25 protein-coding genes are annotated in these 24,947 nt (G+C 33.0%); 15 read left to right on the top strand and 10 right to left on the bottom strand.

What is annotated here, in order from left to right:
- Window positions 1–57 precede the first annotated feature (57 nt).
- Entirely contained in the window at window positions 58–693 is a 636-nt protein-coding gene (locus ACNRYB_RS09575) for a DUF4230 domain-containing protein (protein WP_165352416.1), read from the top strand.
- A 61-nt stretch (window positions 694–754) separates the two neighbouring features.
- On the opposite strand, the gene ACNRYB_RS09580 is transcribed toward ACNRYB_RS09575, so the two are convergent.
- The 3 genes from ACNRYB_RS09580 to ACNRYB_RS09590 all read right to left on the bottom strand — a co-directional run bounded on the left by ACNRYB_RS09580 (window position 755) and on the right by ACNRYB_RS09590 (window position 3,588).
- Complete coding sequence (locus ACNRYB_RS09580) at window positions 755–2,518, bottom strand: aromatic amino acid hydroxylase (RefSeq protein WP_473729923.1); 1,764 nt, start codon at window positions 2,516–2,518, stop codon at window positions 755–757.
- Between the two features lie 137 nt (window positions 2,519–2,655).
- Window positions 2,656–3,102, bottom strand: coding sequence for a hypothetical protein (locus tag ACNRYB_RS09585; RefSeq protein WP_473729924.1), 447 nt, complete (start codon window positions 3,100–3,102; stop codon window positions 2,656–2,658).
- Window positions 3,103–3,177: 75 nt separating this feature from the next.
- On the bottom strand, window positions 3,178–3,588 hold the full coding sequence (locus ACNRYB_RS09590; RefSeq protein WP_129746285.1) for a group III truncated hemoglobin: 411 nt from the start codon (window positions 3,586–3,588) through the stop codon (window positions 3,178–3,180).
- 375 nt (window positions 3,589–3,963) lie between these two features.
- Here ACNRYB_RS09590 and ACNRYB_RS09595 point away from each other — a divergent pair, with 375 nt between their 5' ends.
- Complete coding sequence (locus tag ACNRYB_RS09595; protein WP_473729925.1) at window positions 3,964–6,129, top strand: RICIN domain-containing protein; 2,166 nt, start codon at window positions 3,964–3,966, stop codon at window positions 6,127–6,129.
- Between the two features lie 77 nt (window positions 6,130–6,206).
- Here ACNRYB_RS09595 and ilvA read toward each other — a convergent pair whose 3' ends face one another.
- The 4 genes from ilvA to ACNRYB_RS09615 form a co-directional block, all read right to left on the bottom strand.
- The gene (gene ilvA, locus ACNRYB_RS09600; RefSeq protein ID WP_111364180.1) at window positions 6,207–7,451 is read right to left on the bottom strand and encodes a threonine ammonia-lyase IlvA; all 1,245 of its coding nucleotides are present in this window, start codon (window positions 7,449–7,451) and stop codon (window positions 6,207–6,209) included.
- A gap of 270 nt (window positions 7,452–7,721) precedes the next feature.
- A complete protein-coding gene (locus ACNRYB_RS09605) occupies window positions 7,722–8,258 on the bottom strand; it encodes a DUF4136 domain-containing protein (protein WP_473729926.1) in 537 nt (178 codons plus the stop codon).
- Window positions 8,259–8,287: 29 nt separating this feature from the next.
- A complete protein-coding gene (locus ACNRYB_RS09610; RefSeq protein ID WP_473729927.1) occupies window positions 8,288–10,264 on the bottom strand; it encodes a urocanate hydratase in 1,977 nt (658 codons plus the stop codon).
- 553 nt (window positions 10,265–10,817) lie between these two features.
- Window positions 10,818–10,997: a DUF5522 domain-containing protein gene (locus tag ACNRYB_RS09615; RefSeq protein WP_473729928.1), complete on the bottom strand. Its 180-nt coding sequence runs from the start codon at window positions 10,995–10,997 to the stop codon at window positions 10,818–10,820.
- Between the two features lie 114 nt (window positions 10,998–11,111).
- Here ACNRYB_RS09615 and ACNRYB_RS09620 point away from each other — a divergent pair, with 114 nt between their 5' ends.
- From ACNRYB_RS09620 to hemL, 4 genes are all read left to right on the top strand, one after another.
- Window positions 11,112–11,447 (top strand): hypothetical protein, encoded by a 336-nt coding sequence (locus tag ACNRYB_RS09620; RefSeq protein ID WP_473729929.1) that lies wholly within the window; start codon window positions 11,112–11,114, stop codon window positions 11,445–11,447.
- Window positions 11,444–12,352: a 1-aminocyclopropane-1-carboxylate deaminase/D-cysteine desulfhydrase gene (locus ACNRYB_RS09625; RefSeq protein ID WP_473729930.1), complete on the top strand. Its 909-nt coding sequence runs from the start codon at window positions 11,444–11,446 to the stop codon at window positions 12,350–12,352. Before ACNRYB_RS09620 ends, ACNRYB_RS09625 begins: the two co-directional genes overlap by 4 nt.
- The gene (locus ACNRYB_RS09630; RefSeq protein WP_473729931.1) at window positions 12,345–13,247 is read left to right on the top strand and encodes a glucosaminidase domain-containing protein; all 903 of its coding nucleotides are present in this window, start codon (window positions 12,345–12,347) and stop codon (window positions 13,245–13,247) included. The genes ACNRYB_RS09625 and ACNRYB_RS09630 overlap by 8 nt, the downstream gene beginning before the upstream one ends.
- A 118-nt stretch (window positions 13,248–13,365) precedes the next feature.
- On the top strand, window positions 13,366–14,652 hold the full coding sequence (gene hemL / locus ACNRYB_RS09635) for a glutamate-1-semialdehyde 2,1-aminomutase (protein WP_473729932.1): 1,287 nt from the start codon (window positions 13,366–13,368) through the stop codon (window positions 14,650–14,652).
- A gap of 45 nt (window positions 14,653–14,697) precedes the next feature.
- On the opposite strand, the gene ACNRYB_RS09640 is transcribed toward hemL, so the two are convergent.
- Window positions 14,698–15,429 carry a hypothetical protein gene (locus ACNRYB_RS09640; protein WP_473729933.1) on the bottom strand — a complete coding sequence of 244 codons (732 nt, stop codon included), beginning with the start codon at window positions 15,427–15,429 and terminating at the stop codon, window positions 14,698–14,700.
- A gap of 155 nt (window positions 15,430–15,584) precedes the next feature.
- Window positions 15,585–16,001, bottom strand: a complete 417-nt coding sequence (locus ACNRYB_RS09645; protein WP_129746276.1) for a hypothetical protein — start codon at window positions 15,999–16,001, stop codon at window positions 15,585–15,587.
- Window positions 16,002–16,280: 279 nt separating this feature from the next.
- Between ACNRYB_RS09645 and ACNRYB_RS09650 the strand changes: the two genes are divergently transcribed.
- From ACNRYB_RS09650 to ACNRYB_RS09680, 7 genes are all read left to right on the top strand, one after another.
- Window positions 16,281–16,982, top strand: coding sequence for a hypothetical protein (locus tag ACNRYB_RS09650; protein ID WP_473729934.1), 702 nt, complete (start codon window positions 16,281–16,283; stop codon window positions 16,980–16,982).
- 95 nt (window positions 16,983–17,077) lie between these two features.
- Window positions 17,078–17,335 (top strand): hypothetical protein, encoded by a 258-nt coding sequence (locus tag ACNRYB_RS09655; protein WP_473729935.1) that lies wholly within the window; start codon window positions 17,078–17,080, stop codon window positions 17,333–17,335.
- Between the two features lie 17 nt (window positions 17,336–17,352).
- The gene (locus tag ACNRYB_RS09660) at window positions 17,353–17,733 is read left to right on the top strand and encodes a hypothetical protein (protein ID WP_473729936.1); all 381 of its coding nucleotides are present in this window, start codon (window positions 17,353–17,355) and stop codon (window positions 17,731–17,733) included.
- A 42-nt stretch (window positions 17,734–17,775) separates the two neighbouring features.
- Window positions 17,776–18,789 (top strand): 2-hydroxyacid dehydrogenase, encoded by a 1,014-nt coding sequence (locus ACNRYB_RS09665; RefSeq protein ID WP_473729937.1) that lies wholly within the window; start codon window positions 17,776–17,778, stop codon window positions 18,787–18,789.
- A 27-nt stretch (window positions 18,790–18,816) separates the two neighbouring features.
- Complete coding sequence (locus tag ACNRYB_RS09670) at window positions 18,817–19,413, top strand: hypothetical protein (protein ID WP_473729938.1); 597 nt, start codon at window positions 18,817–18,819, stop codon at window positions 19,411–19,413.
- A 149-nt stretch (window positions 19,414–19,562) separates the two neighbouring features.
- Window positions 19,563–20,741: an AAA family ATPase gene (locus ACNRYB_RS09675; RefSeq protein ID WP_242502486.1), complete on the top strand. Its 1,179-nt coding sequence runs from the start codon at window positions 19,563–19,565 to the stop codon at window positions 20,739–20,741.
- Window positions 20,734–21,339: an RloB family protein gene (locus ACNRYB_RS09680; RefSeq protein WP_129746272.1), complete on the top strand. Its 606-nt coding sequence runs from the start codon at window positions 20,734–20,736 to the stop codon at window positions 21,337–21,339. Before ACNRYB_RS09675 ends, ACNRYB_RS09680 begins: the two co-directional genes overlap by 8 nt.
- 50 nt (window positions 21,340–21,389) lie before the next feature.
- Here the strand turns inward: ACNRYB_RS09680 and lysS are convergent, their stop codons facing one another.
- On the bottom strand, window positions 21,390–23,093 hold the full coding sequence (gene lysS, locus ACNRYB_RS09685; RefSeq protein ID WP_473729939.1) for a lysine--tRNA ligase: 1,704 nt from the start codon (window positions 23,091–23,093) through the stop codon (window positions 21,390–21,392).
- Between the two features lie 280 nt (window positions 23,094–23,373).
- Here lysS and ACNRYB_RS09690 point away from each other — a divergent pair, with 280 nt between their 5' ends.
- Together ACNRYB_RS09690 and ACNRYB_RS09695 are read left to right on the top strand one after the other, a co-directional pair.
- Window positions 23,374–24,099, top strand: coding sequence for a hypothetical protein (locus ACNRYB_RS09690; RefSeq protein ID WP_473729940.1), 726 nt, complete (start codon window positions 23,374–23,376; stop codon window positions 24,097–24,099).
- Window positions 24,100–24,195: 96 nt separating this feature from the next.
- Window positions 24,196–24,945 carry a hypothetical protein gene (locus ACNRYB_RS09695; protein ID WP_473729941.1) on the top strand — a complete coding sequence of 250 codons (750 nt, stop codon included), beginning with the start codon at window positions 24,196–24,198 and terminating at the stop codon, window positions 24,943–24,945.
- Window positions 24,946–24,947: the final 2 nt, after the last annotated feature.

A 24,947-nucleotide genomic window follows, 5' to 3' on the forward strand; every position in this document is an offset into this window, starting at 1 on the left:
TTCGTGGCAGGGAAAAAGAATAAAAAGAAGTAAATTGGTCTAAAATATTTTAGAGGAATGCAAAACTTGATTAAAAGAATTATAGGTGTTGGAGTTATTGTTTTAATAATTGTTCTGGGGTTTAAATATTGCCAGTTCAAAAAAGACGACGATTCTGATATTCAATATAACACCAATTTAATTCAGCAGCAGATTCTTAATGTTGGTAAATTGGTTGTAACCGAAGGACATTTTTCAGAGGTCATTACCTATAAAAACCAGCAGAAGTATTTGATGGACATGATTTCTTTTGAGAAAAAAGCATTAATTGTGGTCAATGCCAACGTAACGGTGGCTTATGATCTTCATCAAATGAAATATGATATTGATGAAAAAAATAAAACCATCACGATTTTAAATATTCCGAAAGAGGAAATTACCATAAACCCAGATATTCAGTTTTACGATGTTGAACAAAGCAAACTGAATCCGTTTACGGGAGATGATTACAATAAAATCAATAAATCGGTAAAAGCGAATCTGGCTAAGAAAATCGAAAAATCTACCCTTAAAACAAACGCTCAAAACAGACTAATAAGCGAATTGTCTAAGATTTTAATCATGACCAATTCGATGGGCTGGAAACTGCAATATAACGGAAAAACTATTGAGTCTGAAACTGAATTAAGTCAGGATTTGGGATCAAAGCTATAAAAGAATCTCGCAAAGACGCAGAGTCGAAAAGTAAACTTAAAAAAGTAAAAAACTTTGCGTCTTAGCGCCTTTGTGGCAAATTATCAAAAATCAAATCCAAACCGCCAGAAATTAAATGTGCAATTTCAGGACGTTTTACTTTCAATTGATCTAAATGAACTAGAACTTCCTGTAAAAGCTGTTTTTCATCAGAATCATTCAAAAGTTCAGCAATTTCGACAGATAATAGCCAGTCGTTTGAATGATTATTTTTAAGTTTTTCAAAAACGTTTTTCAGTTCTGTTTTAGAAGATTTATTAGTTCTTATTTCGCGAACAGCGGCATATAAATGCTCTAAGTCATCGCGTTCATCTGTATGTTTTGCTTTGATCGTTTTCGTTGACGGAACAATATTAATTAGATCAAAACTATTCACATCGGCAGGTCCAGAGAAAGCAGAAATTACTTTTTTACCAATGGCCATATCATAATTACCCCATTCAGGCTGGAACAAAACAGTTTCTCCATGTGTAACGGTACAATTTCTAAAACTGATTAAAATAATTTCTCCGTGAAGGTTACGTGAACCCGTAATAATTTCACCTTCAACAATAATATTGCCTTCGAATTCTAGTTTTATTTTTTCACCTTCAATAATATTATAAGCCTGTAAATCCTTCGGACTCATATCTTCAATTGCAAGATTAAAACCTTTCAATTTCCCAATCGGACTTCCAAATCCGTGTGGATGCGTTAAAGTTCCGTGGCCAACTAATTCTTTTTCACGATAAGCCAAAGCCGTTTTTCCTGTTGTTTGGATGTAAACTGGTTTGCCTTCTTCTTCAATGACATTGGTAAAAACTCCTGAAATCTGTAAACCCGTACTCAATTCAATAGTTCCTAAAGCATTTGAATGAATCAGTTTTTGAATTCCAGAAAGTCCTCCGGTTCGTAAAGCCATTTTGTTGGCAAATTCTTCTAAGATCAAACTTAAATGAGAAAAAGTTGGTGTTACGTAAAGTTGAGGCTGTAATTGTGTAATATCAAAATTCTGATTCGCAGCTGAAATATCATAAGGGATTTTCTTCACATTATCTGTCATACAATGCGCGCTTTCACCAATAGAAGAAAGCAATCCAGCGCCATATATTTTCGGATTTTCAACTGTTCCAATTAATCCATACTCTACGGTCCACCAGTGCAGGTTTCTAATTTGAGCCATTTCAGACAATTCGCCCATATCATTTTGTAAATCGGCAACCGCTTTTTCTGCTTCGTCGATTTTTTCTTGTGGCGTATCTTCAGCTTCTTTTAAAATAGAAAGCAGACGAATCGCTTCATACATTTGGTAATCTTTGTGAGAAGAAATCGCTTTACAGCCAATTTCTCCAAAACGCCTCAAGTATTCGGCATATTCAGGATTGGCAATAATAGGAGCGTGGCCAGCGCCTTCGTGAATAATATCTGGAGCTGGAGTATATTCAATGTGTTCCAATTGACGAATGTCTGAAGCAATAACTAGAACGTTATAAGCCTGAAACTCCATAAAAGCATTTGGCGGAATAAACCCGTCAACGGCAACCGCAGCCCAGCCAATTTCGCTAAGAATTCGGTTCATACCGTACATGCTCGGAATAGAATCTATTTCGATTCCCGTTTTGCGTAAACCTTCCAAATAAGAATCGTGCGCAACTTTAGAAAGATAATCTACATTTTTGCGCATCACATATCGCCAAACCGCCTGATTGATAGGAGTGTAATCGCTATAATCTTGAGGTTTAATAAATTGCTGTAAATGTTTAGGCAATCGCTCTAATAACGGATTGGTTTCAATATTTGGATTCATTTCGAAAACGTTGTAGATTAAAATGTAAAATTACGAATTTACGACTCGAATTTTTATCATACATCACAAAATTTTTATTCGAAATTGATTTTTATTGCATTTTTGTAGATTTTAAAGAGCTTGACGAAAATCAAATTTTAGCAGTCATTATTTTCATAATTTACTTTTTCCATTGTCTTTTCGAGATTTTCCGATTCTTTTTTAGTCATGGCAGCTTCTTTTAGCTCAACTTTCAATTGTTTTTTAGTATCAGGACTAATCCACAAACCAGTAAAGGAGTTTCCGTTTTTCTGCAAAATTAAAACACCGCTAAAGCCCTGTTCTACCATAATAAATTCGTTTTCTTTCTTTTTGCCTTGAGTGATATTCAGCTGAATCCATTTGTTAGATTTATTATAGCGATACATAGAAGTATACATCAAATCTGCTGTGCAAGGATTTTCTTCTGTTTTAATGTAAACAGTTATAGGAGTTTTTCCGTCAACTGTTCCTTTGTATAAATTAGAAGCTGAAGTTTGGGATTGTGCTGATAATTGATTTAAAAATGAGAAACAGATTGCAATAAAAAAAAATATTTTTTTCATAAATAAAAGAATATAGATTTGGGTTTAATTCATTTATTCAAATATAGAGTTCTACTTTTATTTGAAAGAAATTTTTTAAGATTTTTTTATTGCATTCCTCATTTCATTTTCTGCATTTCTGAAATACTCAATTTTATGGCTGAACATAAAAGCCATATTAGTAGCTCGCATTTTAGCTTCTTCTGTTATTGGTCCTGCAAATTGCGAATCAATTGTTGAATTAAAAATAGCAATCCAACGGTCAAAGTGTGTTTTGTCGACGGGTAATTGTTTGTGCGGAGGAAAAGGTGTTCCAGAATAAGCGCGAACATCAAATAAAATGGTTTGCCAGAAATTATACATTTTTTGCAGATGAGGTTCCCAGCGATCTTGTAGTTTGTCATTAAATATTGGCCCAATTAAATCGTCTTTTCTGACATTTGCATAAAAGCTGTTAACCATTTGCTGAATATCTTCTATTGTCGAAATATCTTTTAAAGCTGTCATTTTATTGTATTTTAAGTAAACTGCAAAAATACAATATATCTTTCTTTTGCCTTCCTGATAATTGTCATATGCCTTTATTTGCTAGGCAAAATCGCATTTTGTAAGGAATTGTATAGATTTTATATTTTATGATGAGTTATTTTGGTTTTGATAGGTAAGTTTTTTATGATTTTTAATTTTTTAAAATATTGTTTTTCAGAGTTTTGAAAAACAATAAGATGAGTTTTTGTTATATCGATTTTTTTAATTTGATGTGTATTTGTAAAGTTAAAAAATTGATAATGTTGTGAAAATACTCATAATATTGTGATGTTTTAATAAAATAAAACTGAATAAATAAGAAAAAACTAATTATCAAACCAAAACCACAAAAGAATGCACAAAACTACTCAAACACCTACAATTCGGGTAAGTAAAGCGTTGAAACTATTATGTTGCGGTACGCTTTTATTCATGAACAGCTTAAATGCTCAGACGGTAACTCCTTGGATAACCTCAGGAGATCAAACTAAATTATTACAGCAGCAGGCGACTGTAAGTTTCGGAACCAATTCAGGAACAAATCCTTCAACTGTAACAGTAAATGCAGGAACGACCTATCAAACCATGGACGGATTCGGTTATACGCTTACAGAAGGAAGCTGTGAAGTTATTTCTGGAATGGCAACGACACAGCAAAACCAATTGTTGAATGATTTATACAATCCGACAACGGGATTAAATGCAAGCGTAGTTCGTATTAGTATTGCAGCTTCAGATTTAAGCAGCTCGTCTTACAGTTACAATGAAACTTCGGGCGACACGAACATGAATAATTTCAGCTTGAACGGACCTGATTTGACTTATTTGGTTCCAATCCTTAAAAAAATCTTACTCATTAATCCTAACATCAAAATCTTGGCAACGCCTTGGTCTGCACCAAGATGGATGAAAACCAATGGGGCTTGGGTTGGAGGTTCTCTACAGACGCAATATTATGCAGCGTATGCGAAATACTTCGTAAAATATTTTGATGCTATGAAAGCACAAGGTATTAATATTTGGGGAATTACACCACAAAACGAGCCAGAAAATCCAAACAACGAACCAAGTATGCTGATGAATTCTACAGAACAGAAGAATTTCATTAATCAACAACTTGGACCTCAAATGGCTGCAGCGGGTTACGGAAACATCAAAATCATTGCTTTTGACCACAATTGCGACAATACAGCCTATCCAATTGATGTTTTAAATAACAGTTCTTATGTTGACGGAGCAGCATTTCACTTGTATTTAGGAAACATCTCAGCTATGTCAACGGTAAAAACTCAAACCAATAAAAACGTTTATTTCACAGAACAATACACGGGTTCTGGCGGAAGTTTTAGTGGAGATTTTGGCTGGCATATGCAAAACGTAGTTATTGGTAGTACAAATAACTGGTCTAAAACAGTTTTAGAATGGAATGCTGCAAATAATTCAAGTTTAGGGCCACGCACTCCAGGAGGATGCAGCACTTGTTTAGGTGCTATTACAGTAAATAACAGCACAAGTTATACTAAAAATGTAGCGTATTATATTATTGGTCAGATTTCAAAATTTGTGAAACCGGGTGCTGTGCGAATTGGGGCTTCAAGCACAAACAGCAGTATTCAGTCTGCTGCTTTCAAAAACCCTGACGGGTCAACTGCACTTGTAGTATATAATTCTGGAGGTTCGTCAAATACAATAAAAGTGGTTTCAGGATCTTCGGCATTTAATTATGCAGTTCCAGCTTCGTCGGCTGTTACTTTTACTTGGAGCTCTGGAACACCGCCTCCTACCGAATTTCCTGGATATTATAACATTATTTCAAGAAACAGTAACAAAGGTTTAGATGTGGCTGACAATGCTACTACAAGCGGAAGCAGAATCCAGCAGTATGATATAACAAACGGAGGAGGAAGTAACCAACGTTGGAAATTTGTTCCTGACGGAAGCGGTAATTATTACATCATCGTAAAATCGACAGGAATGTATTTGGCTGTTGAAAACAACGGGACAGCTGATGGATTAAAAGTACAGCAGAAAACGTTCTCATCTTCAAATGAATTCAAATGGACAGTAACAAGTCTTGGCACAGGTTATTATAAAATTATAAACGTAAACAGTGGCAAATCGCTTGATGTTGAAAATGTTTCTACAGCAAATGGCGCTAATATTCAGGTTTGGTCTTATACAGGAGGGTTAAATCAGCAGTGGCAGTTAGTACAGGTTGAATCTTCTACAGCAAAAAGCGCTTTAGCAGCACAAACGACTGTAGTTGAAAATACAAGCTCAAATGATATGACTATTTTTGTGAATGAAACAGATGATTCTTTAAAAATTGATACGAATCATGAAGGAGATGCTGAAGTGCAGGTTTTCAATATTACTGGACAGCCAGTTTTAAAGAAGAATGTAAAATTTGTGAAAGGAAATCAAGCAGAAGTAGAAATTTCTCGATTGCCAAAAGGCGTTTACATTGTAAAAGTTAACGATAGTAAAGGTTCATATTCGAAAAAAATCTTGAAGCAATAATTACATCCACAATTCAATTAGTAATTTGTATTGAATTTGAAAAGGCTGTCATCCCATCTGACAGCCTTTGTTTTTTATTATCCAATCAATTGCGTAAACAAATCTTGATTATCGTTCAGATATTGAAACTCAAAACCATTTTCGGTCATTTTCAGTTTGATTGGCATTATATCATTTTTGTTTTTCAATTCTAAACCAACCACAACAGAACCTACTTCTCGGCTATTTTTCTTGGCAAACTGGAAATAAGTGATGTCGTCATCTGGACCTAAAATATTGTTGACAAATTCTTTTAAAGCTCCCGGACGTTGCGGAAACTGAATCATAAAATAATGCATTAAACCTTCGTAAAGCAAAGAGCGTTCTTTTATTTCGGCAGTTCTTTCAATGTCGTTGTTACTTCCGCTTACAATGCAGACGACATTTTTTCCTTTAATTTTATCTTTATAAAAATCTAAAGCCGCAATTGTTAAAGCTCCTGCTGGTTCAACCACCATGGCTTCTTCATTGTACAATCTTAAAATAGTGGTGCAGACTTTTCCTTCTGGAACCAAAATAATATCTTCTAAATTATAACGGCAGATTTCAAATGTTTTGTCGCCAACTTGTTTAACTGCTGCACCATCAACAAATTTGTCAATTGATTTTAGGGGTGTATTTTTGTTTTCTTCGATTGAAGTTTTCATTGAAGGGGCGCCTTTTGGCTCAACACCGATTATTTTTGTGTGTGGACTTAAATGTTTGAAAACCTCGGATAAACCAGAAGCAAGTCCGCCACCGCCGATAGGAACAAAAACATAATCGATTGGTTCTTTAAAACTTTCTAAGATTTCTAATCCAACAGTTCCTTGTCCAGCGATTACTTTTTCATCGTCGAAAGGATGAATGAATGTTTTATGATTTTTGATCGCATCTGCAGTTGCCGAAGCATAAGCGTCATCAAAAGTATCTCCAGTTAAAACAATTTCAACAAATGATTTTCCGAATAACTGAACTTGTTTTACCTTTTGTTTTGGAGTTGTTTTTGGCATGTAAATTTTACCATGAATCTTTAAAAGATTGCAGGAATAGGCAACACCTTGAGCGTGATTTCCTGCACTGGCGCATACAGTTCCGTTTGCTTTTTCTTTTTCATTTAAAGAAGAAATCTTATTATAAGCGCCTCTAATTTTATAGGAACGAACAATTTGTAAATCTTCTCTTTTTAGTAAAATAGTAGATTCAAATTCGTCTGAAAGATTCAAATTTTGCGTTAAAGGTGTTGCGGCAACTACATTTTCAAGATGCTTTTGGGCATTAAGTACTTCTTCAAATAAACTCATGATGTTTTGTTTTTATTTTTTTTGCCACAGATTAAAAGGATTATAATTTTTAATCTGTGTGAATCTGTGAAATCTGTGGCAAAAAAATATTTGTCTTAAACTTTTTTAAAATAAAAAACCTCCCAATTGGGAGGTTTCTATAAATTATATTTTACAAACTTATATAGCACCTCGCCATTACTGCTGAATTGCAATAATGCTAATAATAGCGATAATAATGTTGTTAAAGTTTGTCATTTTCTTTATTGATTGAAAGGCAAATGTAAAGAATTATTTTTTTACTGGCGGATATTGAGCTAAAATTTTAGCAACGAATTCAGCAATTTTTTCATCTTTTTTATCGATGTTTCTTGTCAGAGTTCCAACTCCTTCACCTTGCCAAATCATTTCTTTCTTTTTAGCATCAATTAAATCAATATACAAAGTGCCTTCAGTAGAAGTAGAAACTGTAGTTTGTCCTCCATACATCATGTAAGGATTCCAACCCCAGCCCCAGCCATAACCCCAGCCAGCAGTAAATTGGTTTACATCTACTTGCTCTCTTGACTTAGTAAAGATGTTTACTAACAAATCTGGATTATCGCTTTTTGTAAAGCCTTTAGCTTGCATTTGATCATCAATTGCTCGTAGAATTCTTCTTTTATCTAAATCTGATATTTCGACCTTGTCAATTCCGGGCTTAAAATAGGCGTACGTTTTATAAGGCGTAAAATCGACAGTTTTGTCATAATCAGAATAAACAGTCACGGTACTGCAAGAAGTAAGTATCAGCAATAGCAAAAACGGAATTAACTTAAGTGTTTTCATATTTCTAAGAATTAATGTTCTCAATTTAATTAAAGCAAACGTTCGTCAACTAGATTAGGTAAAGTTACTTTCAATAATGGCTCAACTTCCATAGCTCTTTTTATAGCAAAAACAGCACCTTCATTTCTTGCCCAGCTTCTTCTTGAAATTCCATTGTTAACATCCCAGAAAAGCATTGAAACTAAACGCTTTGAAGCCTCTGTAGAACCATCAAGAACCATACCAAAGCCACCATTTATAACCTCTCCCCAGCCAACGCCACCGCCATTATGTATTGATACCCAAGTTGCTCCTCTAAAGCTGTCTCCAATTACATTATGAATGGCCATATCGGCTGTAAAGCGAGAACCGTCATAAATATTTGAAGTTTCTCTATAAGGAGAATCCGTTCCAGAAACGTCGTGGTGATCGCGTCCTAAAACCACAGCGCCAATTTCTCCTTTAGCAATCGCTTGATTAAAGGCTTCAGCAATTTTAATTCGTCCTTCAGCATCAGCATATAAGATTCGGGCTTGAGAACCGACAACCAATCTGTTTTCTTGCGCACCTTTAATCCATTTGATGTTATCCTGCATTTGCTGCTGAATTTCATTTGGCGCAGTTTCAGCCATTTTTTCTAAAACTTGACAAGCAATAGCATCTGTTTTTAATAAATCTTCAGGTTTTCCAGAAGTACAAACCCAACGGAAAGGACCAAATCCGTAATCGAAACACATTGGACCCATAATATCCTGAACATAACTTGGATATTTAAAATCAATATTATTTTCAGCCATAACATCAGCTCCCGCACGTGAAGCTTCCAATAAAAAGGCATTTCCATAATCGAAAAAGTAAGTTCCTTTTGCAGTATGTTTGTTAATTGCTGCAGCGTGGCGACGTAAAGTTTCTTGAACTTTTTCTTTGAATAATTCTGGATTATTTGCCATTAAATCATTTGCTTCTTCAAACGAAATTCCAACTGGATAGTAACCTCCAGCCCACGGATTATGAAGTGAAGTCTGATCTGAACCTAAATCAATTTTAATATTTTCTTGATCAAAACGTTCCCAAACATCCACAACATTTCCTAAATAAGCAATTGAAACCGTTTCTTTGTTGGCTTTCGCCAAAGTAACTCTGGCAACCAATTCGTCAGTAGAAGTTACGACTTCGTTAATCCATCCCTGATCGTGACGGATTTTTGTGATTTTCGGATTTACTTCGGCACAAACCGTAATACAACCTGCAATATTTCCAGCTTTTGGCTGTGCGCCCGACATTCCGCCAAGACCAGAAGTTACAAATAAACTTCCTTCTGGATTTTGCTTTATTTTTCTGAAACCGTTTAAAACTGTAATAGTTGTTCCGTGTACAATTCCTTGAGGACCAATGTACATATAACTTCCCGCTGTCATTTGCCCGTATTGCGAAACCCCTAAAGCGTTCATTTTTTCCCAATCGTCAGGTTTAGAATAATTCGGGATTACCATTCCGTTTGTAACCACAACTCTTGGTGCTTCTTTATGCGAAGGAAACAATCCCATTGGGTGGCCAGAATACATCGTTAAAGTTTGCTCATCTGTCATTTCAGACAGATATTGCATTGTCAATAAATATTGCGCCCAGTTTTGGAAAACAGCTCCGTTTCCGCCATAAGTAATCAATTCGTGCGGATGTTGTGCCACTGCATAATCCAGATTGTTCTGAATCATGTGCATGATCGCTTTTGCCTGCAACGATTTCCCTGGGTATTCATCAATTGGTCTTGCGTACATTCTATAATCAGGACGAAGACGATACATGTAAATACGCCCATAAGTTTCTAATTCTTCTGAAAATTCAGGAATTAATTCTGCATGATGTTTTGGATCGAAATAGCGCAAAGCATTTTTCAATGCTAGCTTTTTCTCTTCTGCTGAAAGAATTTCTTTTCGTTTCGGAGCATGATTAATCGCTGAATCGTATTCCTTTTTTGGTGGTAATATATTTGGTATTCCTTGTTGTATTTGTTCTTTGAAAGTCATTTTCTTTTGGAGATGCTAAGTTGCTAAGGTTCTAAGATGCTAAGATATTTCAGCTAGATTAACAACAGATTAATTTTTTGTTTTTTATAAAATTATGTCGCCCCTCGGGAGCGTAAATATGACAAATAGTTAAATGATTTCTATAAATATTGCTCCTCTGGAGCTGATAAAATAAAGCCTTAGAAAGACGTAATATTTATAGAAAACAATAATCACGCAATACAAAAGCTCCAGCGGAGCGAAATAAATGCAAATGAATATTATCGGTAATAATTTTCAAATTATCACATTTCTAATTTTAGATTGGAAATTGGAATTTATTTAAATCATCTAATTTTCAAATTGTCACATTTTCTAATTAAAAAAACTAAGGATAACGGATATCCGGCCTATGATAGGACTTGTGGATTTTAATCCTGAATTTTCGTGAATGGATATCCATATTAATATTTTAGATTGTTGATTTAGGATTGTTGATTTTAGATTGGAATTTGGAATTTAAAAATTGGAGTTTATTTAAATTTTCTAATTTCAAATTGTCACATTATCTAATTTATTTCTTTCTTATTTCCCCTGTTCGTTTATCAAATCCGTACGGACAATGGCGGCAGCCACTTTTACAGCAGTAACCACGTTTTAAATGATGTTTTTCGGTCAAGCATTTGTAACCTTCAGGTGTATAGTAAAAATCTTCTCCTTCGATTAATTTATTTTCATTACTTTGCTCTTTCATAAATCTGCTTCGCGTTCTTTTTCGAATAATTAAAATCAAAAATAAAAATATTTGATTATGATTTTATTGAAATCGAACAATTTTATAGCTACAAATTTATAAATTTTACAGCCAATGTTTCTGATTGTTGCTAAATATTTAATTCCGAAAGGATATCGAGGAATGGCTGTATTTCCGTTTGTTTTGGTAAAATATGATTTTGATAAAGCAAATGGAGTTTTTGTTAATCATGAAAAAATACATTTACGTCAGCAATTAGAAATGTTAATTCTTCCATTCTTTATTTGGTATGTTTTTGAGTTTTTAATTCGGTTAATTCAATACAAAAACAAAGATTTAGCGTACCGAAACATCAGTTTTGAAAGAGAAGCGTATACAAACGAAACTAATTTGAACTATCTCAAAAAGCGATCAGTTTTTCAGTTTCTGAATTATATCAAATTAAAATGAATCCAGTTTTCAATCAATCCATAAATATTCAATTTCCGAATGATATTTCGTTGACAATAAAGCGTGAAGATTTAATTCATCCGTTTGTTTCAGGAAATAAATTCAGAAAACTGAAATACAATTTACTTCAGGCGAAAGCTGAAAATAAAGACACTTTATTGACTTTCGGAGGAGCATTCTCCAATCATATTGCGGCGGTAGCTTATGCAGGAAAAGAGCAAGGTTTTAGAACTATCGGAATCATTCGCGGAGACGAATTTTTCGACAAAATAGAAGAAAATCCAACGCTTAAATTTGCTCAGCAAAACGGAATGGAGTTTGAGTTTGTTTCGAGAGAAGAGTATCGATTAAAAAGCGAAGCATCTTTTATTGAGAAAATGAAAAACAAGTTTGGTGATTTTTATTTAGTTCCAGAAGGCGGCACAAATGAACTCGCTGTAAAAGGTTGTGAAGAGATTTTGACAGATGAAGATTCAGTTTTTGATTACGTTTGCTGTGCGGTTGGAACTGGCGGTACGATTTCTGGATTAATTAATAGTGTGTTGCCAAATCAGAAAATTTTGGGTTTTCCAGCGTTAAAAGGTGACTTTTTAAACGATGAAATTCGTATTTTTGCAAAAAAAGATAACTGGAATTTAATTTCTGACTATCATTTTGGAGGTTATGGCAAGATAAATTTAGAATTAATTGAATTTATTAATGCTTTTTTTGAAAAAACAAAAGTGCCCTTAGATCCAATTTATACAGGAAAGATGGTTTTTGGCGTTATAGATTTAATCGGCAAAAATTATTTTCCTGCACATTCAAAAATTTTACTCATTCACACTGGCGGATTGCAGGGAATTGACGGAATGAATATAAAGTTGAAGCAGAAAAAATTACCAATACTCAAAACCAATGATTAAAAAAATTGTATTACTTCTCGTAATATTAGCTTTAGCAAGTTGCTCTTCTAGTAAGCCTGCCATCGCGACGACTAAAAAAGCGGCAGCTGTTCAAACTCGAACGGCGGCGACAAAAAGAAGTACTCCTGCTAAACCAATCGGTAAAAATTACCCTTCTACAAATAATACAACTGAGGTTATTCAATCTACATCAAAAACAGTTGTTACCAGCGATTTGATTAATAATTATGTATTGCAGTACAAAGAAATTGCAATGGGAAACATGAAAACTTACGGAATTCCGGCGAGTATTATTTTGGCGCAGGGAATCTTAGAATCTGGTGCGGGAAGAGGAGATTTAGCTGTAGATGCTAATAATCATTTTGGAATAAAATGCCATAATGATTGGTTGGGAGAAAGTGTTCGCCATGATGATGATTCGGCTCAGGAATGTTTTAGAAAATATCCTCAAGCATCAGAATCGTATAGAGATCACGCTTTATTTTTGGTTGGAAAAAAACGATACGCTAGCTTATTCACTTACGAAAAAGACGATTACAAAGCTTGGGCAAAAGGACTTAGAGCTTGCGGATACGCAACAGATCCAAAATATCCTGATAAATTAATTAGTTATATTGAACGTTACAATCTGCATCAATACGATTGTCAGGTTACAGGAAGAAATTATGTGCCAATAAATACTTCGACAGCTCCACCAAAAAAATCATCTTATGATGTCGCTTCTGATCCAAAGATCAATATGAATCAATACGATCCGAATACGTATGAGGTTCAAAAAGGAGATACGCTATATTCAATTTCAAAGAAATTCAATCTATTGGTTGAAGATTTAAAAAGAAAAAATAATCTGACTGATAATGCAATTTCGATCGGACAGAGGTTGAAAGTGAAATAAGTTTTCAGTCGCAGTCTCTCCCGATAGCTATCGGGATCAGTTTTGAAAATCAATCTAAAATTCAAAATAAGTTTTCAGTTTTAATCTAAAATCTGAATTCTAAAATCTAAAATAAAAAATGTTATATAAAAGAAGTAGTCAGCTTTTTGCTGAAGCAGAAAAAGTAATTCCGGGAGGAGTAAATTCACCAGTAAGAGCGTTTAAAGCGGTTGGCGGAACTCCGATTTTTGTAAAAAGTGCTAAAGGTGCTTATTTATATGATGAAGACGGAAACAAATTAATTGATTACATCAACTCTTGGGGGCCAATGGTTTTGGGTCATGCATATCAGCCAGTTGTTGATGCTGTTATTGAAAAAGCAAAATTGGGTACTTCATTTGGAATGCCGACAGAATTGGAAACCGAAATCGCTGCTTTGGCTGTTTCTATGGTTCCAAATATTGATAAAATACGTTTTGTAAATTCAGGTACAGAAGCTTGTATGAGCGCAATCCGTCTGGCTCGCGGATTTACCAAAAGAGATAAAATTGTAAAATTTGCAGGTTGCTACCATGGACATTCAGATTCATTTTTGATTCAAGCGGGAAGTGGAGCAGTAACTTTTGGATCTCCAAATAGTCCTGGAGTTACACAAGGAACTGCAAAAGATACTTTGTTAGCAAAATACAATGATTTAGAAAATGTAAAAACTTTAATCGAAGCTAATAAAGGAGAAATTGCTGCGATTATTATCGAAGCAGTTGCTGGAAATATGGGATGTATTCCACCGGCAAAAGGATTCTTGCAAGGTTTAAGAGATTTGTGTACAGCAAACGGAATCTTATTGATTTTTGATGAGGTTATGACAGGCTTCCGTTTGGCGCGCGGAGGAGTTCAAGAATTGTACGGAATTGATGCTGATATCGTGACTTTCGGGAAAGTTATCGGTGGCGGACTTCCTGTTGGAGCTTTTGCAGCCCGCGAAGAAATCATGAATTATCTAGCGCCTCTTGGACCAGTTTACCAAGCAGGAACATTATCTGGAAATCCTTTAGCTATGGCAGCGGGATTAGCAATGTTAAAAGCTCTAGATTCGGATAGAGAAATTTTTACACGATTAGAAGAAAAAACAGCTTATTTAGAAGCAGGAATCGATAGAGTTTTAAAAGCTAACAATGTTGTATTTACGATTAATAGAGTAGGTTCTATGATTTCTGTTCATTTTGATGCAAATCCAGTTACAGATTTTCAAACTGCTGCAAAAGGTGATAACGAAACATTCAAAAAATTCTTCCACGGATTATTACAAGAAGGTGTTTATATTGCACCATCTGCATACGAAACGTGGTTTATTACAGATGCATTGACTTACGAAGATTTAGATTTTACAATCAATGCGATTGATAAGGTATCAAAATCATTTTAATAAAAAAGGAGGCTTAAAGCCTCCTTTTCTTTTTTAGAACTAAGATTATTTTTTATCTTTTCTGTATTTTTTCATTTTATCTTTATGCTCTTTCTGAATTGCAGTCCATTTTTTATATTGGTCAGCTGTCAGAATAGATTTCATTTTGGCATCATAAGCTTTATGATCTGTTTCCATCTGTTTTTTCATGGCTTTCTTGTCAGCTTCAGTTGGCTCAACACCAGAATCTTTTCTGCTTTTTTTAAGCATTGCCATCTTTGTGCTTCTGTCAGATAAAAGTTCGCCAACTTGTTTTTGCTGATCCGCATTTAAGTTTAAATCAGTTGTCAGCTTTTGCAAATGAGCTTGATCGCGTTCTTGTGGCGATTTATGATCTTTTCCTCTATGATGACCTTTATGCTCTTTTTTTAGAGCTGTCCATTTTGTGTACTGATCGGCATTTAAAATAGATTTCATTTTAGCATCATTAGCTGCTTTGTCTTCTTCCATTTGTTTTTTGAAAGCTGCTTTTTCTTCAGCTGTTGGAGGCGTTTTCGTGTCTTTTCGAGATTGTTTAAACTTTTCGGCTTTAGCACTTCTTTCCGCGATAAGCTGTTTTACCTGCTCTTGCTGTTTATTATCTAAATTTAAATCAGAAGTCAATTTTTGCAAATATTTTTCGTTACGCTGTTCTGGAGTTAATTTTTCTCGTTGATCGCGTGTCGGCTTCTGATCGATGTCTTGTGCAAAACTTACTATTCCAACAAATAATAAAGCTGCAATAAATAATTTTTTCATAATTCGTTTTTTTAAAAAGGTTTATAGCAATTAGACTTGATCAGAATTATTAAGTTTAATGGCATTTTGAGGTTTATCTTTTATTTAACAGAAACTATTAAGGAAAGTTTAAAGAATATTGAGAAATAAAAAAGAGGCAATTAAGCCTCTTTTGTTTAGTTTTTATCCTTTCTATATTCTTTCATTTTTTCTCTCGCTTTGTCTTTGTTTTCTTCTTGAATGGTTTTCCATTTTGTGTATTGGTCAGCATTCAAAATCGATTTCATTTTAGCATCGTTTGCATCTTTTTCAGCCATCATTTCCTTTTTAAAAGCTTCTCTTTCTGCAGCAGTTGGTTTTGTACCGCTTTCTTTTTGCTCTTGACGTGCATCTCTTAGTTTTTCAGCTTTTGCACTTCTGTCTGCTAAAAGCTGTTTTACTTGAGCTTGCTGACTGGCATCCAGATTTAACTCTGTTGTTAATTTTTGCAATTGTTTTTCATTGCGCTGTTCAGGAGTTAACCTTTCTTTCTTTTCTTGTGCAAAACTTGCTATTCCAACAAATAACAAAGCTGCAATTAATAATTTTTTCATGATTTGTCTTTTTAAGGTTATAGCATATTAGACTATAATAAACTGAATTGGTTTAATTTATATATGTGAATTTGATTTTATTCGGATTTAAATATCTGATTATTAATTAGTAATGTGTCTTAATCTGTTTGTCTTATAACTTATTGCGGCAGTTTATAAAAAAAAAACTTATTTAGTTTGTGAAATAATAAAAATGAAAAATTTCAAAATAAAAAAATATTTTGAAGAAATGAAGAGTATTAATTATCTAAAAGAAATATAGGATATTAAATAATAATTATGAAAGAATTTGTAAATCAAGAATTTAAAATGATGTTTGACGATGGAGGTGCAATTTTCTCAGATTTAATTTTCAAAAATTGCATATTTGATAATTGTGCTCTTTCTCTTTCTAAAAATCCATCAAATATAAGTAATATTAAAAATGTAATAGCAGAGAATTTGTCAGTTTCAAGTTGTGATATTGGTCCTTGTATTTTTGAAGATGTATTAATAGAAAACTTAAGAATTAATGAAATTTTAATATTTCATTCACCACTTTTTAAAAATGTTAAGTTATCAGGTAACATTGGGAATCTAAAAATAAATTCCGCAGCATTCAGTATTTATGATAGACCTGATTTACAAAATTGCTTCAATGAATTACGTAATAATTATTATAAAAATATAGAATACGCTCTTGATATTTCAGGAGCTAAATTGCTCTCTTTTGATTGTAATGGAATTCCATCAGATTTAATCAAACGAAATAAAGATTCACAGTTTATTATCCGAAAAAAGAATATTTCAAATATAGATAGACTTAATAAAGAGTTTGCGATTGCTTATCCAGATGTTTTTTTTATGGTTAAGATGTTTTTAGATTCACCACATTTAGACAAAGTACTCGTGGCTCCCTTAGCAAAACCTACAAAGAAATATAAGCCTATTTTGGAAGGACTTATAAGACTTCAAGAGGTAGGTATTGTTGATGAAAATTAAATCAACAAATAATAAAATAGTTGGTATTGGCGGAATCGCAGAAACTTAATTATGGAGAATAGACAAATAGAATTAATAAGCAAGAAATTTTAGAATTGACTAAGCTTTTAAATGAAGAATGGTTGGACTTAAAAGAATTAATTAAAGAATCAAATCTTGATATGCATAATTTATTATTGATTTCTTACAGTGAGGATGAAAATGATAAAGAGTTTGGTGTTCTTTTTACAAATGAAAGAAAAGTGATTAGGTTTATAGTTCAAGATGAAAAACTCCAATTAGAAGAGATCACAAATAATAAAGAAATTGAAGCAGAATTTCTACAAATTAAAGTTGCAAGAGATTTTCTTTAGTACTTAAAAATAAAGCTATGCCGCCAAAAATAAGTTTTACTTTAGGCTCTCTACATTTTATTTTTAATGATAAAAGTGGATTTGATTTTCTTAATAAAATTAAATCTCTCAATGTACACGATGAAGTCGAAATTGAAACTCAAACATTAGAAAGCTTAGAAAATATTTTATTACAAATATTTATAATTAAGGATGATGATTTTATTTTTTATAAGAATAATTCAATAAAGCTTTGGATTTCTGAAGAAACTAAAGAATATATTGAATATAAATTGAGTGAGTTTTTATCTAAAGGAGATTTTTATCCTGCTGAGGTTGGCAGTTTTCAACGCACTAATTCAATGATGTTGTTCACAAAAAAGAAAATGATTGATTTATACTTCATTAAAGAGATTTGAAATAATTTTCTTAATTTTAAGGAATCATTCAAAATCAGATTTATGAAGTCTCATAACAATAAAATCGCCTTTTTCTCAACTCAGCCTTACGATAAAACGTTTTTCAATAAATACAATGAAGATTTTGGTTTTCAGTTGGACTTTTTTGAAACGCAATTGAATCCGCAAACTGTAGCCTTAATTGAGGAATGTGAGATTGTTTGTGTTTTTGTAAATGATATTGTAAACGAAACGGTTATCAATCAATTAGCAGAAAAAAAAGTAAAAATTATTGCGTTACGTTGTGCCGGATTTAACAATGTTGATTTAGAAACAGCTAAAAAACATGGAATAAAAGTCTGTCGTGTTCCGGCTTATTCTCCTCAAGCAGTTGCCGAACATGCTATGGCGATGATTTTGACTTTAAACAGAAAAACACACAAAGCTTACAATAGAGTTCGTGAGCAAAACTTTTCTCTAAACGGATTATTAGGTTTTGATTTATTTGGAAAAACAATTGGAATTATTGGAACTGGAAATATAGGAAAGGCATTTTCTAAAATAGCATTAGGTTTTGGCTGTAAAGTTTTGGCTTATGATATTGTTGAAAACGAAGAGATGAAAAAGGATGGGGTTTCTTTTGTTGGTTTAGAGGAGATTTTTAAATCAAGTGATATTATTTCGCTTCATTGTCCGCTAAATGAGCAGACAAAACACGTCATCAATACCACTTCAATTTCTTTTATGAAAGACAGCGTGATGATTATCAATACAAGCCGTGGCGGATTAATCGAAACGGCGTCGGTTATTGAAGGTTTAAAAGAAGGAAAAATAGGTTATTTAGGAATTGATGTTTACGAACAAGAAGAAAAACTGTTCTTTAGAGATCTTTCTGCGGACATTATTCAAGATGATGCGATTCAGCGTTTAATGAGTTTTCCAAATGTTTTGGTAACCGCACATCAGGCGTTTTTTACCAATGAAGCTTTGACACAAATTGCTTTGGTGACTTTCAATAATATAAAATCTCTGTTGGAACAAAATGATATTGAAAATAAAGCCGCTTTGCTGGTGTAAATTATAACGAATTTAAAATTTCAGATTATGAAAAATAAAATTTTAATTCTAATTGCTATTCTGGCATTGAGTTCTTGTCAGAATAAAGATAATTCAAAAAATATTGTAAAAACAGTTGTTCAAGATACATTGTCTAAAACACTTGGAGGAACAGCCAATTTGAGTGAAGCTGCTCCAAAAGAAGACAAGGCAATAGAACTAATACGTGAGCAATTGTTGGTTTTATTAAAGAACGATATTCCTGCTATGACAAAAGAGGATCGTTATTTTTATTACGATGCTTTCGACTTAAATAACGATAAGAAAAACGAATATTTAGTTGGTTTTTCAAACCCCTATTTCTGCGGAAGCGGAGGCTGTTCGGGCTATATTTTAAATAATGATGGAAGTGTAATTAATCGTTTCACCGTAACCGATTTTCCAATTTATGTAACTACTTCAGCAACTGAAAAATTTTATGATCTTATATTTGAAAGTGGGGGAAAATTTCATCTTTTAAAAATGAAAGACGGAAAATATCCGTCTAATCCATCTGTTCAAGAAGTTATAAAAGGTGATGTTCCAAAAGAAAGCACTAAGGTTTTGGATATTCAAGGAGGAAAATTGGAGAAGTATGCGTTTTGATCAAATTATAAAATTTAGCTTTTATTTGACGCCAAAAGCTTAAATAAAGCATATATTTGCATAATATTTACAAATTAACCCCTTAAGTGATGTTGTTAAACTTTAGAGTGTCAAATTTTCGATCAATTAATGAAATGGTTGAGTTGTCTATGATTCCTAGTGATTTGAAAAATCCAATCAATGTAATCAAAAATGTAAATCCTCATGCCACTAAAAATAAAGAGTATTACGCCTTAACGTCTGCAGCTATTTATGGACCAAATGCAAGTGGAAAAAGTAATATAATTAAAGCTTTATTTGATTTTAAGACTTTCGTGCAAAATTCAACAGATAATAAACCAAATGAATTTATAGAGCTGTTCAACCCATTCAAAATGAGTGCTGAATGTTTAAAACAACCGTCTTTTTTTTCAATTGATTTATTAATTGAAAATACTTTGTATATTTATTCTGTAGAGGTTTTTAGAAAAGAAGTTCTAAAAGAATCACTTTTTAGTTTCCCAAAAGGGTTAAAAGTTAAAGTGTTTGAAAGGAATCGGCAAGAAATTACAAAAGGTAATGGGTATGAAGGAATCTTTGAAAGTATAAAGCAACGTACAAATGAAAATCAATTATTTTTAGGAAAGGCGGCATTAGAGAATATTGAGGTTGCAAAAGAAGTTTATCAAAATTTTAGAAAGATATATATTTTGCCAACGGACAAGTTGCACTCTGATCGATTTAATGAAGTTTTCAGTAGAATTATGTTTGATGATGCAGATGCTTGGGGAGGGATTTTAAACTTATCCAAATCGTTGATTCAGAAAATCGATACGCAAGTTGTAGATCTTGAAGAAAGAGACGGGAGAATTAAAACTTTCCATTTAAATAGTAAAATGGAAAAAATTGAATTTAATTTTGAAGATGAATCTTCTGGTACACAGCGATTTATTGCTTTTGTGCCGTTAATACTAAACGCTTTAATTGATGGACATGTTTTAATAGTTGATGAATTTGAAAGGAGTTTACACCCAGAAATTGCTCAATATATTTTAGGCTTATTCAATGATCCAGAAGTTAATAAAAATGAAGCTCAATTTATATTTGCAACTCATGATACAACTCTTTTGAGTCCTGAAAATAATTTACGAAGAGATCAAATTAATTTAGTGGAGAAAAATTCAAAAGGGGAAACGGAATTATATACTGTTTCGGATATTAAAGGAATTAGAGGAGACGGGAATTTTGAGAAATGGTATATTGAAGGTCGATTTGGAGCGGTTCCAAATATTTCAAAGGAAACTTTTAGACATGAATTAATTGATTTTATAAATTCTAATAATGACTAAAAGGCCTAAAAATAAATTTAAGGAACGAGAATTAAAATCGAAGGTTCTCATTCTTTGTGAGGGATTGACTGAGAAAAACTATTTTAATGCTTTAAAAGAAGATTTAGGATTGCCTAAAACTATTGCTGTAAATGTTTTTCAAAGTAACAAAGTAGATTGTAAAGGTGTTGTAGAAGAAGCAATAAAAAAAGCAAAAAAAGAAGGCTTTGAAGAAATATTTGTCGTTTTTGATCATGACAATCAGGCTAAAAGAGATGAAGCTTTTAAATTAGCTAAAACGAAAAATATAACTGTAATTTTTTCAAGTATCTGCTTTGAGGGTTGGTATTTATTGCATTATAAAAATTCAACAAAAGCTTTTACTTCAGAAGCAGAGTTGGAAAAAGAATTGAAGAAATGTGCTGGAATGGAGAATTACGAGAAAAATAATTTCAAGCATTATTCAATTTTAAAAGATAAAATAACTACAGCCAAATCTAATGCTGAAAAAAGTAGAATAACTGTTGTTCAAAATAATGAAGGCACAGATGTGTTTGATTTAAATCCCTTTACTAATGTAGATGAATTAGTTATTTATTTAGAAAATCAGAAACAATAAAAAAGGAGCTTTTAAAGCTCCTTTTAATTTATATATTGTTTTAAAGGAATTTACCCAACCAACTCCACAAACTTAAACTCGCCGTCAACAACAACTTTAGTTAAACCGTGTTTAGATAAGTTTTTCATAGAAGCATCCCATTTTTTACCGCTTAAGTTAGCTGTAATTTTTAGTTGCGTCAAATCCATTCTATTTTCATTTTTCGTAAGCAAGTCAATGATGAATTTTTCTTCGTCAGAAAGTTCGATCTGAGCTTGTTTTTTCTCAGGACGCATTTGCGGGAACAATAAAACTTCTTGAATAGAAGCATTGTTTGTCAAATACATAATCAAACGATCCATTCCAATTCCCATTCCAGAAGTTGGAGGCATACCATACTCAAGCGCTCTTAAGAAATCTTCGTCGATAATTCCGTTTGCTTCATCATCACCTTTTTCAGAAAGACGCATTTGATCTTCAAAACGCTCTCTTTGGTCAATTGGGTCATTTAATTCAGAATACGCATTTGCAATTTCTTTACCGCAAACCATTAATTCGAAACGCTCCGTCAAATCTGGATTATCGCGGTGCTCTTTACAAAGCGGCGACATTTCTTTTGGATAATCTGTAATGAAAGTTGGCTGAATATAATTTCCTTCACATTTTGCTCCAAAAATCTCATCGATCAATTTTCCTTTACCCATTGTTTCGTCAACCTCGATTCCCATTCCTCTTGCAGCTTCAAACAATTCTTGCTCTGTTTTTCCAGAAATATCAAAACCAGTAAAATGTTTGATAGAATCTGTCATCGTAACACGTGCGTAAGGCGCTTTAAAGTTGATTTTGTGCTCGCCAAAAGTAACTTCGCTTGTACCATTTACAGCAATCGCACAATGCTCTAATAAACCTTCAGCAAATTCCATCATCCAGTTGTAGTCTTTGTAGGCTACATATATTTCCATTGCAGTAAATTCAGGATTATGCGTTCTGTCCATTCCTTCGTTACGGAAGTTTCTAGAGAACTCATAAACACCTTCAAATCCACCAACAATTAATCTTTTTAAGTATAACTCATTAGCAATACGCATGTAAAGCGGAATATCAAGTGAATTATGGTGCGTAATAAATGGTCTTGCCGAAGCTCCACCAGGAATTGACTGTAAAACCGGAGTATCTACTTCAAGATATCCTGCATTGTTAAAATACTCTCTCATTGCAGTGAACAATTTGGTTCTCTTAAGGAAAGTTTCTTTAACCTGAGGATTAACCGTTAAATCTACATAGCGCATTCTGTAACGCAATTCAGCATCGTTAAATGCATCGTGTACGTTTCCTTCTTCGTCTACTTTTGGCAACGGAAGCGGACGTAACGTTTTACTCAAGAAAGTAAAACCACTAACACGAATACATTTTGCACCAACTTGAGTAGTAAACAATTCACCTTCAACACCAATAAAATCACCTAAATCGGTTAATTTTTTAAATACTTGGTTGTATAAAGTTTTATCATCGCCTTCACACAAAACATCACGGTTTACGTACAATTGAATACGCCCTTCGCTGTCTTGTAACTCAGCAAAACAAGCCTTACCTTGATCACGAACACTCATTAAACGTCCCGCAACGATAACCTTCTTACCCTCTTCAAATGACTCCTTTATCTGCTTAGATGTATGATTTACAGGAAAAAGATTAGCCGGATAAGGATTGATTCCTAAGTTGCGTAAGTTTTGAAGTTTTTCTCTTCTAATGATTTCTTGTTCTGATAATGCCATTTTGTGCTATTTTTTTAAGTGTGCAAAGATAAAGAAAAGAATGCAAATTTTAGAATGCAGTTTTTAGATTTTTTGAAGCATCAATTTATTGGTTTTCAATCACCTTTAGTCCCGCTATCCGCTTGTATCTTTTCCTCCCTAAAGAAGGGAGAAAAAGGATACCGCTTCTATCGGGGCTAGATTAGACTATTTTGTTTTTATTAGACCTTCTATATTGTAAGAAATTAAATTAAAAACAGATTATCTTAGCAACTCAAAACATCAGAACCTTCTTTAAAAAATGAAATATTTATCAAGCTTATTAATTCTAATTTTATTTGCAAGTTGTCAAATTACCGAAACAATCACGATTAATCCAGACGGAAGCGGGAATATCGAAGTCGTCCAGCTTCGAGAAGAAAATAATTATATGCAATTGGCAGGGGAAGAATATGGTAAAGAAAATATTTTTCAGGATACGACTTATGTTTTTAAAGATTATATCGATAAATACAATGAAAACTTCATAAGATATCAGCCAGAAGAACAGCAGCTATTTCAAAAATATGCCAATGTGAAAGCACATTTAAAAAAGAGTTCTTTTGAGAAAGAATACAAAACGGAATTTTTTCTTCATTTCAATAAAGCATCAGAAATTCCAGATTTATTTAAGACAGAAGATTATGCGTCTGACATTCAGCATAATTACGCTTTGACGGCAGAAAATCATTATTTCAGAATCTCATATAATTTTGATGGTAAAGTTTTCAAACGCTCAGTTTCAATTATAAACACACGAGAATTTGAAAAGGCAAAAGCAGATTCCGAAAAATTCAAAGAAAAATATGGCTCTTCAAAACTGGCACAATCGTATGTTTTAAAATATCATTTTTCTAGAAACATAAAATCAGTTTCAAACTCAAAATCGGTTATAAGTTCAGATAAAAAATCTTTGAGCTTAGAATTTCAGCTTATTGATTGTTTAAAAGATCCAGAAAGCACCAATCTAGAAGTCATTTTAGAATAAAAAGGTTTGTCGGTTTTTTAATAAACTTAGTAACTTAAAATCTCGGAGCCTTAGCGCCTTAAAAAAGTTCGTATATTTGATAAAAAATTGTAAACGATGAAATTATATAAATTACTTAGTTTTTCTTTTCTATTAGTAACATTAACAAGCTGCACTTTTACTGAAAACATTACAATTAATGATAACGGAACTGGAAAGTTCTCTGTCGACATGGATGGTTCTGCATTAATGGAAATGGCTGGTGATCAAATCGCAGGTCAAATGGGAGACGCTAAAAAAGATATTGATACTACTTTTACTTTCAAACAAGTATTTGAAGAGAAAAAAGACAGTATCGCTAAGTTGTCGCCAGAAACACAGAAAGAGCTTAAAAAACTCGAGAATTTCATAGTATCTACAAAAATGAGTTCCGAGAAAAAGCAGTTTCTAATGACAATGGCAACTGATTTTAAAAATGTAAACGAACTTCAAGATATTTTACAAACTTTAAGCACATTTCAAAAATTAGAAGGAGGTGCAGCAGCAAATCCGCTTGGGAGCGGTTTTGGAGATAATGGCAGTAAATTAAGTTATTCTTATGACGGAAAGAAATTTACACGAAAAGCAGTTATCGACCAGCAGAAAAAGGCAGCAAAAGCAAAAGATTCTGCTGGAGATATGTCTAAAATGATGTTTGCTTCATCTAGTTATATCGTAAAATACCATTTTCCAAAAAAAATAAAGAAGGTCTCTAACCCAACGGCTTTATTTAGCGACGATCGAAAATCAATTACAATTCAATACTCTTTTACGGATTATATGGAGAATCCTGACAAACTGAACTTTGATGTTGAGTTTGAAAAATAATT

It is taken from the genome of Flavobacterium sp. CR10, assembly GCF_055814415.1.

Excerpts from the sequence above, each read along its gene's own strand:
- ACNRYB_RS09575 (WP_165352416.1), top strand. The coding sequence starts at position 58 with ATGCAAAACTTGATTAAAAGAATTATAGGTGTTGGAGTTATTGTTTTA.
- ACNRYB_RS09580 (WP_473729923.1), bottom strand. The coding sequence starts at position 2,518 with ATGAATCCAAATATTGAAACCAATCCGTTATTAGAGCGATTGCCTAAA.
- ACNRYB_RS09585 (WP_473729924.1), bottom strand. The coding sequence starts at position 3,102 with ATGAAAAAAATATTTTTTTTTATTGCAATCTGTTTCTCATTTTTAAAT.
- ACNRYB_RS09590 (WP_129746285.1), bottom strand. The coding sequence starts at position 3,588 with ATGACAGCTTTAAAAGATATTTCGACAATAGAAGATATTCAGCAAATG.
- ACNRYB_RS09595 (WP_473729925.1), top strand. The coding sequence starts at position 3,964 with ATGCACAAAACTACTCAAACACCTACAATTCGGGTAAGTAAAGCGTTG.
- ilvA (WP_111364180.1), bottom strand. The coding sequence starts at position 7,451 with ATGAGTTTATTTGAAGAAGTACTTAATGCCCAAAAGCATCTTGAAAAT.
- ACNRYB_RS09605 (WP_473729926.1), bottom strand. The coding sequence starts at position 8,258 with ATGAAAACACTTAAGTTAATTCCGTTTTTGCTATTGCTGATACTTACT.
- ACNRYB_RS09610 (WP_473729927.1), bottom strand. The coding sequence starts at position 10,264 with ATGACTTTCAAAGAACAAATACAACAAGGAATACCAAATATATTACCA.
- ACNRYB_RS09615 (WP_473729928.1), bottom strand. The coding sequence starts at position 10,997 with ATGAAAGAGCAAAGTAATGAAAATAAATTAATCGAAGGAGAAGATTTT.
- ACNRYB_RS09620 (WP_473729929.1), top strand. The coding sequence starts at position 11,112 with ATGTTTCTGATTGTTGCTAAATATTTAATTCCGAAAGGATATCGAGGA.
- ACNRYB_RS09625 (WP_473729930.1), top strand. The coding sequence starts at position 11,444 with ATGAATCCAGTTTTCAATCAATCCATAAATATTCAATTTCCGAATGAT.
- ACNRYB_RS09630 (WP_473729931.1), top strand. The coding sequence starts at position 12,345 with ATGATTAAAAAAATTGTATTACTTCTCGTAATATTAGCTTTAGCAAGT.
- hemL (WP_473729932.1), top strand. The coding sequence starts at position 13,366 with ATGTTATATAAAAGAAGTAGTCAGCTTTTTGCTGAAGCAGAAAAAGTA.
- ACNRYB_RS09640 (WP_473729933.1), bottom strand. The coding sequence starts at position 15,429 with ATGAAAAAATTATTTATTGCAGCTTTATTATTTGTTGGAATAGTAAGT.
- ACNRYB_RS09645 (WP_129746276.1), bottom strand. The coding sequence starts at position 16,001 with ATGAAAAAATTATTAATTGCAGCTTTGTTATTTGTTGGAATAGCAAGT.
- ACNRYB_RS09650 (WP_473729934.1), top strand. The coding sequence starts at position 16,281 with ATGAAAGAATTTGTAAATCAAGAATTTAAAATGATGTTTGACGATGGA.
- ACNRYB_RS09660 (WP_473729936.1), top strand. The coding sequence starts at position 17,353 with ATGCCGCCAAAAATAAGTTTTACTTTAGGCTCTCTACATTTTATTTTT.
- ACNRYB_RS09665 (WP_473729937.1), top strand. The coding sequence starts at position 17,776 with ATGAAGTCTCATAACAATAAAATCGCCTTTTTCTCAACTCAGCCTTAC.
- ACNRYB_RS09670 (WP_473729938.1), top strand. The coding sequence starts at position 18,817 with ATGAAAAATAAAATTTTAATTCTAATTGCTATTCTGGCATTGAGTTCT.
- ACNRYB_RS09675 (WP_242502486.1), top strand. The coding sequence starts at position 19,563 with ATGATTCCTAGTGATTTGAAAAATCCAATCAATGTAATCAAAAATGTA.
- ACNRYB_RS09680 (WP_129746272.1), top strand. The coding sequence starts at position 20,734 with ATGACTAAAAGGCCTAAAAATAAATTTAAGGAACGAGAATTAAAATCG.
- lysS (WP_473729939.1), bottom strand. The coding sequence starts at position 23,093 with ATGGCATTATCAGAACAAGAAATCATTAGAAGAGAAAAACTTCAAAAC.
- ACNRYB_RS09690 (WP_473729940.1), top strand. The coding sequence starts at position 23,374 with ATGAAATATTTATCAAGCTTATTAATTCTAATTTTATTTGCAAGTTGT.
- ACNRYB_RS09695 (WP_473729941.1), top strand. The coding sequence starts at position 24,196 with ATGAAATTATATAAATTACTTAGTTTTTCTTTTCTATTAGTAACATTA.